The sequence below is a fragment of the Borreliella afzelii genome, assembly GCF_014202295.1.
Lineage (GTDB): Bacteria > Spirochaetota > Spirochaetia > Borreliales > Borreliaceae > Borreliella > Borreliella afzelii.
The window spans coordinates 344,992-358,411 of the sequence record NZ_JACHGM010000002.1 but is presented as its reverse complement, the minus strand read 5'-3'; the positions used below and the strand labels follow the sequence as shown (position 1 = coordinate 358,411).

12 protein-coding genes are annotated in these 13,420 nt (G+C 29.0%); 3 read left to right on the top strand and 9 right to left on the bottom strand.

Annotated features, from left to right (window positions below; translation table 11 throughout):
- Window positions 1-4: 4 nt before the first annotated feature.
- Both HNP63_RS03870 and HNP63_RS03865 read right to left on the bottom strand, forming a co-directional pair.
- Entirely contained in the window at window positions 5-1,303 is a 1,299-nt protein-coding gene (locus HNP63_RS03870; RefSeq protein ID WP_110482910.1) for a hypothetical protein, read from the bottom strand.
- Window positions 1,293-1,613, bottom strand: a complete 321-nt coding sequence (locus HNP63_RS03865; RefSeq protein ID WP_004790586.1) for a hypothetical protein — start codon at window positions 1,611-1,613, stop codon at window positions 1,293-1,295. Before HNP63_RS03865 ends, HNP63_RS03870 begins: the two co-directional genes overlap by 11 nt.
- A gap of 184 nt (window positions 1,614-1,797) precedes the next feature.
- On the opposite strand from HNP63_RS03865, the gene HNP63_RS03860 reads away from it, so the two are divergent.
- From HNP63_RS03860 to HNP63_RS03850, 3 genes are all read left to right on the top strand, one after another.
- On the top strand, window positions 1,798-3,066 hold the full coding sequence (locus tag HNP63_RS03860; RefSeq protein ID WP_004790191.1) for a cysteine desulfurase: 1,269 nt from the start codon (window positions 1,798-1,800) through the stop codon (window positions 3,064-3,066).
- A 209-nt stretch (window positions 3,067-3,275) separates the two neighbouring features.
- Window positions 3,276-3,704, top strand: a complete 429-nt coding sequence (locus tag HNP63_RS03855; protein ID WP_011600823.1) for an iron-sulfur cluster assembly scaffold protein — start codon at window positions 3,276-3,278, stop codon at window positions 3,702-3,704.
- Entirely contained in the window at window positions 3,701-5,236 is a 1,536-nt protein-coding gene (locus HNP63_RS03850; RefSeq protein ID WP_011600824.1) for a YifB family Mg chelatase-like AAA ATPase, read from the top strand. Before HNP63_RS03855 ends, HNP63_RS03850 begins: the two co-directional genes overlap by 4 nt.
- 29 nt (window positions 5,237-5,265) lie before the next feature.
- On the opposite strand, the gene HNP63_RS03845 is transcribed toward HNP63_RS03850, so the two are convergent.
- From HNP63_RS03845 to HNP63_RS03815, 7 genes are all read right to left on the bottom strand, one after another.
- Window positions 5,266-6,216 carry an L-lactate dehydrogenase gene (locus HNP63_RS03845; RefSeq protein WP_011600826.1) on the bottom strand — a complete coding sequence of 317 codons (951 nt, stop codon included), beginning with the start codon at window positions 6,214-6,216 and terminating at the stop codon, window positions 5,266-5,268.
- A 120-nt stretch (window positions 6,217-6,336) separates the two neighbouring features.
- Window positions 6,337-8,142: a translation elongation factor 4 gene (gene lepA, locus HNP63_RS03840; RefSeq protein WP_004790503.1), complete on the bottom strand. Its 1,806-nt coding sequence runs from the start codon at window positions 8,140-8,142 to the stop codon at window positions 6,337-6,339.
- A 33-nt stretch (window positions 8,143-8,175) separates the two neighbouring features.
- Window positions 8,176-9,147, bottom strand: coding sequence for a hypothetical protein (locus HNP63_RS03835; protein WP_183227252.1), 972 nt, complete (start codon window positions 9,145-9,147; stop codon window positions 8,176-8,178).
- 77 nt (window positions 9,148-9,224) lie between these two features.
- The gene (locus tag HNP63_RS03830; RefSeq protein ID WP_004790144.1) at window positions 9,225-9,659 is read right to left on the bottom strand and encodes an ATP synthase subunit C-like protein; all 435 of its coding nucleotides are present in this window, start codon (window positions 9,657-9,659) and stop codon (window positions 9,225-9,227) included.
- A gap of 16 nt (window positions 9,660-9,675) precedes the next feature.
- The gene (locus tag HNP63_RS03825; protein WP_183227250.1) at window positions 9,676-11,502 is read right to left on the bottom strand and encodes a V-type ATP synthase subunit I; all 1,827 of its coding nucleotides are present in this window, start codon (window positions 11,500-11,502) and stop codon (window positions 9,676-9,678) included.
- Window positions 11,503-11,512: 10 nt separating this feature from the next.
- On the bottom strand, window positions 11,513-12,112 hold the full coding sequence (locus HNP63_RS03820) for a V-type ATP synthase subunit D (protein ID WP_011600829.1): 600 nt from the start codon (window positions 12,110-12,112) through the stop codon (window positions 11,513-11,515).
- Window positions 12,113-12,114: 2 nt separating this feature from the next.
- The gene (locus HNP63_RS03815) at window positions 12,115-13,419 is read right to left on the bottom strand and encodes a V-type ATP synthase subunit B (protein ID WP_004790416.1); all 1,305 of its coding nucleotides are present in this window, start codon (window positions 13,417-13,419) and stop codon (window positions 12,115-12,117) included.
- Window position 13,420: the final 1 nt, after the last annotated feature.

Here is a 13,420-nt window from a genome sequence, read left to right as displayed (position 1 = left end):
AGCTCTATTTAATTATCACATCAAAAATTTTAATAGATGAAAAATCCTTTTCAATTGTAGGATAAATCTCATTTGGGAAAATCGTACTAATTGTAAAACTCTGTTTAGATTTAGATTTTAAAAAAGAATTGGAAGAAGAGATTAATTTACGTCTTAAAGACCTAATAATCCTACCTTCCTTATCAATATAACCAATTTCAATCTCCAAATTCTTAACAACATCTTTTGAAGAATTGAAAACTTCTATCACAGTATTTGCCTTGCAAATACCAAAAGATTTTTTAAAATAATTTCCAATGTATTTAAATTTTAATATAAAAGAATCTGAATCAAGATTTACACCAATTTGATCATCAACATTCTTAAAAAAATCAACTTCAATAATATCTAATACTATTTTTTTAGGGTTAACATCAATAGCTCTTGGTATACTTGATATAACATCAATTGGAATATAAACATTTTTACCCCATTTTGCAGAAAAATCGCTCTCTTTGTCAAAAACCTGATTAAACACAGATTTGCCAAGATCATCGTAAACTGTAACTCTGTAGGAAATCTTTTTCACAGGATGCGTTGATGATACAATCCCCGCTTTAAGCTGATACAAATGTGCATCTTCAAACACTAAAACTTTAGCATCCTCTATTTCTATGTAATATAATTCTTTAGGCTGTGAAATAAGATTGACGGTTTCAACTACTAAATCTGTAGCCATGGTAATAGGGGGAAGGCCTTGCAATGTAGAAGAAGAAATGGATTTTTCTTTTAAATCCATTTTACCATTTGCATTTGCACTAATGAAACTCTGAAAAGATCTGTAAGTAATCAAAGAAATAAAAAATATCAAAATGGAACTCAAAGCTAATATTAACATTCTGCTCTTGGATTTCTTAAATTCATAATAGTCGATTAAATCCAAATCATTTCTTATTCCAAATTCTTTTGCTTGTAAACTTACATGAATCATTTTTTTTTTGGCTTCTTTAGTATTTACCTTATCAGTAATTTCTTTAAAAAGAAAAAAAAATAAACTAAACATTGATTTATCGTGAAGAGAATAAAAATAGATAGATTCAAGCTCTCTAAAAGCAACATCTATCTTACCCATATCAACAAATCTTTTGACTCTCTCATAAGATCTTCTAAAATGAAGTCCAATATTTTCAATATCATTATCAGAAATATCTGATATTTCAATAATATTTTTAATATTCTTTTTGCTTAAAATTTTATTTCTATGCTTCCTAAGTTTTGATAAATAAATCTTAATTCTATCTTCAGATGTTTTGCTATTCATTATCTTCTAATTCATCAACTTTTTTTAAAAGCCAATAAGCAATATTTCTGGCAGTAGTCTTTGTAATAGAAATTCCTATAAAAGAGTTGATTAATACTATTTTTCCTTCTTCTCCACGTTTTAATTCTTTTGAAGCCTCTTCTAAAACACCTTCTTTGGTTTTTGTATAAGCAATCTCTTCGGAAATCTCTGTAGACTCAAAAACAAGATCACAAAAAATCTCTCCCGTATTAGTTACATTCCCATAAATATTATTAACAGGAACTAATTTATAATCCTCAGTTTTTTCAAACCTATAAATTACTTCTTTCATATAAACGAGTATATCATAATCAAAAAACATAGCCAATAAACAAAATTTATACAAAAAATAAATTTAAATTTTTTTAAAAAAATGATTATTAATTAATAATCATTTTAAACTTTTCTTGTAAATTAAAAAATAATGCTATAATTATTAAAAGCTAAAAATCAAAACAAAGGAACTTGTAAGGATTATGGATTTCAAACAAATAAAAAGCAATACTGAAAAGGTCAAGTTTTTAAGACAAGATTTTCCTATTTTAAATAAACAGTTTGACAATAAGCATATAATTTATTTTGACAATGCAGCAACATCTCAAAAACCCAAAAAAGTAATTTATTCAAGCATTGAATATTATGAAAATTATAACGCAAATGTACACAGAAGCGGTCACAAATTTGCAATTCAATCTAGCATAAAAATAGAAAAAACAAGAGAACTTGTGAAAAATTTCATTAATGCAGAATCTGCAAAAAATATAATATTTACCTCTGGAACTACAGATGGAATTAATTCTGTTGCAAACTCATTTTTTTACTCAAAATACTTTAAAAAAAAAGATGAAATTATTCTTACAACTCTCGAACATAATAGTAATTTGCTCCCGTGGGCAAATCTTGCAAATTTAGCTAATCTAACAATTAAATTTGCTAAATTTAATGAAATGGGAATTATTACTCCTGAAGAAATTGAAAAACTTATTACAGAAAAAACAAAGCTCATCAGTATTTCAGGAATAAATAATACCTTGGGAACCATTAATGATCTAGAATCTATTGGAAAAATCGCAAAAAAATACAATATAAGTCTTTTTGTAGATGCTGCGCAAATGGCACCTCATATGAAAATAGATGTTAAAAAAATTGGCTGTGACTTCTTGGTATTTTCTGGACATAAAATGCTTGCTCCAACAGGAATAGGAATTTTATACATTTCAAATAATATGGCTGAAAAGCTTAATAGCTCAAAATTGGGGGGAAATACCGTAGAAGAAATATTCATAGAAAATAAAAAAATTAAATTTAAATCACTTGATACTCCCAATAAATTTGAATCAGGAACCCCAAATATTGCAGGAATTATCGGACTTAAAGAAGCAATAAAATATATCAATAATATTTCTATGGATTTTATTTTAGAACATGATCAGCAATTAATCGAATATGGGGTAAAAAAATTACAAGAGCTTGATGAAGTCGAATTTTTACTAAATACAAATCTTAAAAGAAATTCAATAATATCATTTACAGTAAAAAATATTCACTCACACGATATTGAAACCTATCTAGATACACTAGGAATAGCAACTAGAGCCGGAAAAACTTGTTCCTATGTGGCATTTTTTCCAGAAAATTTAAATAAAAACCATCTTTTAAGAATTAGCTTTTATTTTTATAATACACAAGAAGAAATTGATATTTTCATATTAGGATTAAAAAAAGTAATAAAAGAGCTTTCATAAAAATAAAAATTTAAGAAATAAACATAAAAACAAAGTTAATCAAAAATCTTTCTTTTTTGATTAACTTTCATTTCAGGATTAATAGACATTATTTAAATTTTTAAAAATACAGTTGAAATTGTTTTGATATTTTTAAAAATTTTTATTTAAAAGTCTTCATATTCTCTTTTATTATTGATTTAATAAATCAAAGAAAATAAAATTAAATTATGCTCACTGAAAAAACTAAAAAAAAAATAATAAGGCTTAGTAAAGTAAATAATTACATAATACATAAAATAGAAACAAACCAAAATTTTAAATATCAATCTAAATGTGGAGATCAAATTTTATTCCAAATAATAGAAGAAAATAACGGAAAATTTAATTTAAAACATTATGCATCTGGGTGCATGATTTTACTTGCAAGCGCCAACGCTTTAAACAAATTGTGCAACAACAAACCAAAACCTAAAATCATAAACTTAGTACAAAAAGTGATAAACGGTGATTTTGAAAATCTAGAAGAAATTGACTCAAGTTTAAAAATTTTTAATACATTTACAAATACAAATAGAAAAGACTGTTTTTTACTGCCATACAAATCATTAAAAGATAGTTTAGAAAACTACAAGCCCTTAAGGAGCACTATTAAATGAAAATCTATTCACACTCATCAATCGGATATGAAGGAGAACTAATTGAGATTGAAATAGACCTTAAAAAAGGAATTTCTGGAATTGATATCGTAGGGCTTGCTGGAAGCGAAATTAAAGAATCAAGAGAAAGAGTAAAATCGGCTATTAAAAATTCAAATTTTCATTTCCCTAAAGATAGAATATTAATAAATCTTGCACCAGCCGGAGTTAAAAAGATTGGAACAGCTCTTGACCTTTCGATTGCTATTAGCATCATTAAAATCCAAGAAACCAAAAATAACAACAATTTAGAAATCTTAATATTAGGAGAATTACAATTAGATGGCAAAATAAGATCAATAAAAGCGGTTTTACCAGCCATTGCTCTTGCCAAAGAAAAAGAAATAAAATTTGCAATAGTTCCCCTTGAAAATTTAGAAGAAGCTCACCTAATAGATGGCTTGAATATTTGGGGTGTTAAAAACTTAAAAGAAACTATAAAAATAATAGAACAATTAAACGAAAATATACTTCCTCCAAGAACAAATATTAAACCACAAACAACAATTGAACAAGATTGTATCTTGGATTATGACTTTAAAAATATAAAAGGACAACAAAGAGTAAAAAGAGCAATTGAAATAGCAATTGCTGGTGGACATAACATCATGTTATTTGGTCCACCTGGAAGCGGCAAAACACTTAGTATTAAGTGTGCTCAATCTATTCTTCCCCCACTTACAAACAAAGAGCTAATAGAAACAAATAGAATATGGTCAATATCAGGAAAATTAATAGACAGAAAGATAATAAAACAAAGACCTTTTAGAAATCCTCACCATACTGCTAGTAAAGAAGGAATAATCGGAGGAGGTCCTAATCCTTTACCTGGAGAAGTGTCTCTTGCCCATAATGGAATATTATTTCTCGATGAGGCTTTAGAATTTAAAAAATCTATCTTACAATCTTTGCGTGAACCTATTGAAGATAAATCAATTTCAATCTCAAGAGCAAGTTCTAAATTATTCAAATACCCCGCCAATTTCCAACTAATGCTTGCAATGAATCTTTGCCCTTGTGGAAATCTTGGGAAAAAAAATACTGATTGTTTTTGCTCACAACAAGAAATTTCAAATTATTGGAAAAAACTTGGAGCTGCAATGCTTGATAGAATTGATATTAGGGTTCCAACAAGAGCAATTAATAATGAAAAATTACTCAGCGAAACAAGCGAAAGTTCAAGCGAAATAAAACAAAGAATAATAAAAGCAAGAACCATTCAAAATATAAGATACGAAAATTTTGCAAACATAAATAAAAATTCTGATCTTAATTCTGATAACATTGAAAAATTTTGTGAATTAAATGCAATCTTAAAAAATGATTTGATTTACATTCTAAACAAACTCAACATATCTTCAAGAGCAACACATTCAATACTAAAAATTGCAAGAACAATCTCTGATTTAAAAGAAGAAAAAAATATTTCAAGAGAAGCCTTACTTGAAGCAATTGAACATAGAAAAAACGGAGAAAATATGCTTGAAAAATAAAGACCCCTAAAATATTTGGGGTCTTGCAACTAAAATTCTATTTTATCAATATAGCTTTTAAGCTGATTAGCAGAATTGTTGAACTTCTCAAGCTCTTTAGGACTTATCTTGAAGTTTAAAACTTCTTTGACTCCTTCTTTACAAACTATAGCAGGTGCTCCAATATAAATATCTTTAATTAATCCCCCATACTGGCCATTAATATAAGAAGATATTGGCAGAATGATATTCTGATCTCCAATTATTGCATTTACAATATTCTTAATACCAAGTCCAATAGCATAATAGGTTGCTCCCTTGAGCTTAATCACCTCATAAGCAGCATTCACAACCTTTTTATGAATTTCATCAAGCTCCAACTCAGTTATTTTGCCTTCAGAAAGGTATTCTGATAAAGGCTTCATTGCTATTTTTGTTTCATCCCAAGTAACAAAAGAACTATCACCATGCTCGCCCATAACATATGAATGTATATTTTGAGTGTTCACATTAAAACGATCGCTTAAAAAATACCTAAGTCTTGAAGTATCAAGAATAGTACCGGTACCAATAACCTTATGAATAGGAAATTTAGAATATTTCATTGTAACATAAGTCATAATGTCTACAGGATTACTTGCAATGACAAAAATACCATCAAAACCACTAGATACAACATTAGTTATAATATCTTTAAAGATTTTAGAATTTTTACCAACCAAATCAAGTCTTGTTTCACCAGGTTTTTGATTAAGTCCTGCTGTAATTACAACAATATCTGCGTTAACACAATCTTTATAAGTCCCAAACAATACATTAATATTCTTCTTTAAAAACATTTGGCCATGATTAAGGTCCATAACCTCACCTTTTGCTTTATCCTCATTAACATCAATAATTACAAGTTCATGTACAAGCGAATTGTCTATTGTCAAAGCATAAGCAAAGCTTGAACCTACTCCACCAGCTCCAATAAGAACAACTTTATTAGACTTAAGCATAAATTACTCCATATAAATTTAAACTACATACAACTAATTTTAAATAAGTAATGATAAAAATATTTTATCGCATTTATAAAGGCTTTGCCAATCACATACCTTAAAAAATTAAAACCACATTTAATTATCATTGGATTTCAGAACTGAAAGAAAAACGCTTTGTGGAATCTCAACATTTCCTACCATCTTCATTCGCTTTTTACCTTCTTTCTGTTTTTCCAAAAGTTTTCGCTTACGAGTAATATCACCACCATAACACTTTGCAGTAACATCTTTTCTGACAGGAGAGATTGTCTCTCGAGCAATAACGTTGGAGCCAATAGCACCTTGAATAGCTATTTTAAATTGTTGTCTTGCTATTTCATCTTTCAACTTTTTACAAATCCCAACAGCCTTAGTTCTTGCACTATCTTTAAAAACTAATTGAGAAAGTGCATCAACCCTATCCCCATTGACTAATATATCTAATCTTACTAAATCTGTATATTCATAATCTAAAAGTTCATAATCAAAAGAAGCATACCCACGACTTACAGATTTAATCTTATCATAAAAATCAAAAAGGATTTCAGCAAGAGGCATTTTATAAATAAGTTCAACACGCTTAGTATTAAGATAAATTAAGTTTGTTTGAACACCTCTTTTTAGTAAACACACACTCATAATATTTCCTAAAAATTCTGTAGGAACAATAATATTAGCTCTAATATAAGGCTCAAGAACACTTTCAATAGCTTCATTTCCAGGAAATTGTTCAGGACTTTCAATAAAATAAGATTTTCCTTTTTTGGGAATTATTTTGTATCTAACAGAAGGAGAAGTCAATATCACATTTAAATCAAATTCGCGCTCAATACGTTCTTGAATAACTTCTAAATGCAAAAGACCGAGAAACCCACACTTAAAACCATGTCCAAGAGCCGACGATGAATCTTTTTCAAATGTTAAGGATGCATCATTAAGCTTTAATCTATCCATTGCCCTTAAAAGATCATCATATTGATTAGCATCAACCGGATACACTGAGGAAAACACTACAGGCTTAACTTCCTTGAACCCCTCAAGAGGAGATAATGCAGGACAATCACAAAGAGTTACTGTATCTCCAATCTTCACATCTGATATATTTTTTATTCCTGCAATAAAATATCCAACATCTCCTGCTTCTAACCTATCTTTTCTTTCAAGTAATATTTTAAAAACTCCAATCTCCTCAATTAAATAGTCACTATTAGTATGCATTAACCTAATCTTATCACCTGTCTTGATTTGTCCTTCAAAAATCCTAAAGTGAACAACAACCCCTCTATAAGAATCATAATGTGAATCAAAAATTAATGCTCTTAATGGATCCTTAATACTTCCTTTAGGAGATGGCACATACTTACAAATAGCTTCAAGTAAATCATCAATTCCTATTCCATTCTTAGCAGAAATCGAAATAGCAAGCTCATCATTTAATCCTAAATCATTTTTTATTTGCTTTTTTACAAAATCAACATTAGCATTTGGAAGATCTATCTTATTAATAACAGGAATAATTTCTAAATCATGCTCAAAAGCCATATAAAAATTAGAAACTGTCTGGGCTTGTATTCCTTGGCTTGCATCAATTAATAAAAGAGCACCCTCACAAGATGAAATTGCTCTTGAGACTTCGTAAGAAAAATCAACATGACCTGGAGTATCTACAAAATTTAACTCATAAAAATCTCCATCATTACTTTTATAAGTGATTGTTACTGCCTGACTTTTTATTGTAATTCCTCTTTCTCGCTCAATCTCCATACTGTCAAGCATTTGACTTTTAAAATCGCGATCAGATATTATTTTAGCCTTTTGAATAAATCGATCGGCTAATGTAGATTTGCCATGATCAATGTGTGCAATAATGCAAAAATTTTTCTTACGAATACTAATACTCACTCCTTCCTGAAATACAAATCAAAATTCAAAAATTTACCTTTTTTTAAATACAGAATTTTTAATTTGACTTCTTGATTTCGCAATATAAGGAGAAAATCTTGGTGCAAGATCTACTATTAATTTCCAAGTATCTATTGCTCTAAATCTATAATTACCATTAGAATATGCATAAGTAGCAACAGCAATATTATAAACTATTTCCCAAAAATCTGTAGATTCAAAAGCATTTTTTATTGCTTTATACTCATTAATTTTTTTAACAAAAGACCTTAAATTTCCAAACTGATACACAGGCTCATAATAACAAACATACTCATACATTCTTGTTAAAATCCCTACCGCAGCTATAAGTCCATGAGTAATTGAAAGCTCATAAGCTTTTAAATGCAAATAAACTTTTGACAATAATTGATGAGTATCAATAACATTGTAGTTTTTAAATCTATAAAGATTGAAAGTAAAATCAATACCAAAAGCTCCTCTTACTTGTTTTAAATAAGAAGTTAGATAAAATGAAACATTAAATTTATCATTTGATGTGCTATTTTCGCTTTGAGAATAATCATGATAATTATAATAATCTTTTTTAGTTGAAAACTTATTTAGTATATCATTTAAATAATCAATCATATCAACATAATTATTCTCAAGTTCAGCCATTTTGGCTAAAGAAAAAAGTATTTTTTTTTCAAAAGATCCATCTAGTAAATAATCTTTGTCTTCAAAAGATTTGTAAAGGTTTAACTTTTCAAGAACAGAATTACCAGACATACCATAAGCTACTGACAAATAATAACTAGCTTCAGGATAAACACCTTTTCTAAGCAAAGCTTCCTGCAAATAATTAATAGCATGTGTAAGATTAGACTTACTAAATTCAGATTTAGAATAAAGAAATTGCCTACCTTTTTCAAGTAAAATCCAATACGGAAAATTTCTATCACTTGAGGAATTCAAAGAAATAGAAAAAGGCAGGGCAAAAAAAAATAAAACCAAATTTCTCATAATAATAAATATATTAAATTAACTCATAAATTACGAGAAAATTTAATATTAAAATTAAAAGAGATAATAAATCAAAATTAAACAAACTTAAATATCATTAAAAATACCATTACAAAAAGAGCAACAGATTCTATTAGCCCCAAAACTAATAGGTATGTAGCAAATCCCTTCCCAGTCTCAGAAAAAGCATCACAAGCGCCTGCTGCAGCTTTACCTTGAGCAAATCCAGAAACAGCAATCGCAAATCCACCACCAAGACCAGCTCCAAGTAACAGCCACGGATTTGTCTGCATCATTACCTCATATAACGTGTTCATTAAAATATATCCATATATTATTTGAGTCAATGGTGCTGATACAAAAACAATCAATAAAAATGGTGCGGGCTTTCCTTGCATATAACACCTCTTCCATGCTCCAATAGCAGCGCTGCCTGCTGCTCCCATACCCAACGCAGAACCTATTGCTGAGATTGTCAAAGCTGAATTAACTCCTATTAAACCTATATCCATAAGTACTCCTTTTTATTTATTTTTTTATTTTTTTAAAAGGCTTATAAGCATATCCACTCCATTCTTGCCCTAAATGGTTTGAAAACTCAAGCATATTAAGCCTTACCCCATGAACAATTACTGAAAGCAAAGATAACATTATATTTAAAACATGCCCAAAAAGTATAACAATAATTCCAACTACTATAAGACCAATGTTAGAAGATTTTAATAAAGGCATTGACATAGCATTAAAACTTGCTGAGATTGAAAGTCCTGCAAGCCCAACTGCAAAAAGTCTAATATAAGATATTATATCTGCAAACCCTGACACAGTGGTTAAAAATTGCTCTATAATACCCCCAAAACTTTTCAATATACACTTGAAAAAATTTGAACCATCTTGTTTGCCAAAAACAAATACCAGTGCAACACCCAAATATATTATATTATAAATAGCATTATACATTGGAAACCGAGATTGACTTAGTATTAAATTCAAAACAAGGTAATAAAGACCAACTATACATATAAGCCAACCAATCTGTGCAATTGCATGGATATGGGGCTTTTCCTTTACTTGTCTGAAAAAATTCCAAACATGAGCCAATGAAATTTGCAAAACCCCTATTGAAAAGCAGATAAAGATAATATTTTGTACACTATTTTTCTCTGTCAAATAACTAACTTTAAATGAATTCAAAATAGGAAACATTTCAAGAATTAAAGGACTGCCAAACCAAGTACCAGTCATAGATCCATAAAGTATCGATGATATACTAAGATAAAATATTAATCCATGAACTGAAGTTAAGGGCTTGCCTTTAAGAACAAAACTCAAACTAAGCAAAATTCCTATCAAAAAAAATATCACTCCATAAGCCGCATCACCTATTATCATACCAAAAAATACAAAGAAAAATAACATAAAAATAAAACTTATATCCCTTTCTTTATAACCAGGAATTGTCTCTAAAATGTTAAAAATAGGTGCAGCTAAATTGGCAATTCCTTTTCTTTTTATATAAGTTGGAATAATATCATTTTCTTCAGGATCTGCAAATTGAACTGCAAAACCTGCTTTTAAAACTGAGCTTTTAAGAGATTCTTGACTTTCAACTGGAACAAATCCTGTAACATACGAAAAATCATCAAAATCAGTTTGCATATCAGCTAAAACTTGCTCAAACTCTACAATTTGATCATAATTTTTTATCTCATCTCTTAAAATATCAATATATTTATTAAAAAGAGAAATTTGAGTCAATTTTTGATCTAAAATCTCATCAACAACCTTTAATTTATTATTAATATAATTAAGATCAAAATTAAACTTAAACTCATCAGCAATTTCAATTTTTTGCTCAAACTCACCAACACTCACAAAGTAAGAAATGTTTTTTACATTTTTAATCAAAAGCACATTAACATTAGGATCTCTTAATAAATTTTTATATTCACTTTTTTGAATTTTAAAAAATTGAATATAAATATTAGATTCTTTCAACTTGTCAATATATTCTAAAGAAAAATTTCCCCAAACGGAAATCAAATTCCTTTCATGCAATAAAGATCGTTTAATATCTTGAAATTCTTTAATCTCATTGCCTAAATTGACTATGCTTTTTGCAATATCTAAAAAATTTCCATTAGAAGATTTTAAAGCCTTAACGCCCCCATCTTCTCTAAGTAGTGAAAAAGCTTGCATTAAAATTCTTCGATTATCAATGCTTTTTTTTAAAGAATCTGAATTTTTATTGCAAGAATTAATATGAACTGCTCCAAAATCTCTTAAAATCTCTAAAGATTCTTTTTTATATTTTGATAAAGTCAAAAGTAAAACTTTTTTCATTTTTACAATCATAAGCTTGTTCCTATTTTTTTTTATCAATCAAATTAGACTTAGCAATTTTACCTCTTACAACAGCCGCGGTTTGCTGATCTCCAAGATATATATTAATTTTTTTGATATTAGCCTTTGCTGTCGGTATCATAACTTTCTCAAATAAATTAACTCTCTGGGATGTTACCCTAAACTCTCTTAAAAGCAAATCAATCTGCTTTTTTAAAATTTTAAGTTCTACATCAATTTGAATCACAATTTTAAGAATTTCAATCCCCTTATCTACCCAATAAGGGGTAAAAAGTAAGTCATGCCTTATATCTTCATATTCAATAGAATCGAATATAGGAATTGCAACTCCTGCAATATTTACAGACTTTTTGACCACTGTTTTTACTTGAATCCAACTCTCAAAAGGAAATTCTTCGCTAAAAAGAGAAATCCAATTAGAAATACTACCTTTAAGTTTTTGTTGCTCAAGATTTTTATTTTTGTAAGAATTCTCAATTCTAACAATTTCCATATAAAGTTGTTGCTTCTTAAGCTGCAAAGTAGGCAAATATCTCTTAAACATTTTAAGTTCATCTTTTTGCTTTTTAAGATCATTTTTGGTCAATTTAATTTTAGACATAATCAATAAGTCTCTTTTTTAGGCCAATATTTTTGAATAAGGTCCGTTTTTATTCCCGTTTCTTTTGGGCTAAAACAACTAGCAAGAATATCCCAACCCAAATCTAAAGCCTCTTCTAAGGGAATATTAACAGATAAATCCATCATTTTGCTTTCAAACATGTTACTATATTTGAGCAATTTTTCATCCCACTTAGTCATATTAAATCCCATAGCCTTCTTTTCTACAGACTCTTTTGAAGATGCATAAAGTTTGATCATTGTATCCATTATAGTCCTGTGATCATCTCTGGTCTTACTATTTACCATTTGCTTAAGTCTTGAAAGCGATCCAAAAGGTTCTATTCTGCCACCCTTTAAATAGTACTGACCTTCTGTAATATACCCAGTATTATCAGGAACAGGATGAGTAACATCATCACCCGGCATAGTTGTAACCGCAAGTATTGTAATCGATCCTGCACCCTCAAAATCAATAGCTTTCTCATAACGATATGCAAGCTGAGAATATAAATCTCCAGGATAACCCCTATTAGAAGGCACTTGTTCCATCGTAATAGATATTTCTTTCATCGCATCAGCAAAATTTGTCATGTCTGTAAGAAGCACTAAAACTTTTTTACCCTTAAGGGCAAACTTTTCAGCAACAGAAAGCGAAATATCAGGAACAGTTAAAGATTCAACAACAGAATCATTAGCGGTATGAACAAAAAAAATCGTTCTACTTAAAGCACCACCTTTTTCTAAAGAATCTTTAAAAGTCAAATAATCATCATGCTTGAGTCCCATCCCACCAAGAATTATTAAATCAACCTCTGCTTGAAGTGCAATTCTCACAAGAAGCTCATTATAAGGCTCGCCAGAAACAGAAAAAATTGGCAATTTTTGAGATTCAACAAGAGTGTTAAAAACATCTATCATTGGAAGTCCTGTCCTTATCATATTTCTAGGAACAATACGCTTTGTAGGATTCGCAGAAGGCCCCCCAATTTCAATCAAATTATCATCAAGAGAAGGGCCTCCATCTCTAGGATTCCCAGAACCATCAAAAATTCTGCCCAACAAATTGTCAGAAAATGAAACTTGCATTGTATGCCCTAAAAACTTAATCTCGTCTGAAGTGGAAACACCTCTTGTACCACCATAAACTTGAAGAGAAACTTTTTCTCTATCAAGTTTAATTACTTCGGCTAGAGAACTTGTATCTTTTGCTTTTACAATAGCAAGCTCACCATACTTAATACCTTGAGCTGTAACAGTTATTACATTGCCTGCTATAGACTCTATTTTACTATAGACTCTTTTCATA

Bases quoted from the DNA above. Each gene is read 5' to 3' on its own strand.
- HNP63_RS03830 (WP_004790144.1), bottom strand. From the start codon at position 9,659: ATGGATATAGGTTTAATAGGAGTTAATTCAGCTTTGACAATCTCAGCA.
- HNP63_RS03820 (WP_011600829.1), bottom strand. From the start codon at position 12,112: ATGTCTAAAATTAAATTGACCAAAAATGATCTTAAAAAGCAAAAAGAT.
- HNP63_RS03860 (WP_004790191.1), top strand. From the start codon at position 1,798: ATGGATTTCAAACAAATAAAAAGCAATACTGAAAAGGTCAAGTTTTTA.
- HNP63_RS03845 (WP_011600826.1), bottom strand. From the start codon at position 6,216: ATGCTTAAGTCTAATAAAGTTGTTCTTATTGGAGCTGGTGGAGTAGGT.
- HNP63_RS03825 (WP_183227250.1), bottom strand. From the start codon at position 11,502: ATGATTGTAAAAATGAAAAAAGTTTTACTTTTGACTTTATCAAAATAT.
- HNP63_RS03850 (WP_011600824.1), top strand. From the start codon at position 3,701: ATGAAAATCTATTCACACTCATCAATCGGATATGAAGGAGAACTAATT.
- HNP63_RS03835 (WP_183227252.1), bottom strand. From the start codon at position 9,147: ATGAGAAATTTGGTTTTATTTTTTTTTGCCCTGCCTTTTTCTATTTCT.
- HNP63_RS03865 (WP_004790586.1), bottom strand. From the start codon at position 1,613: ATGAAAGAAGTAATTTATAGGTTTGAAAAAACTGAGGATTATAAATTA.
- HNP63_RS03815 (WP_004790416.1), bottom strand. From the start codon at position 13,419: ATGAAAAGAGTCTATAGTAAAATAGAGTCTATAGCAGGCAATGTAATA.
- HNP63_RS03855 (WP_011600823.1), top strand. From the start codon at position 3,276: ATGCTCACTGAAAAAACTAAAAAAAAAATAATAAGGCTTAGTAAAGTA.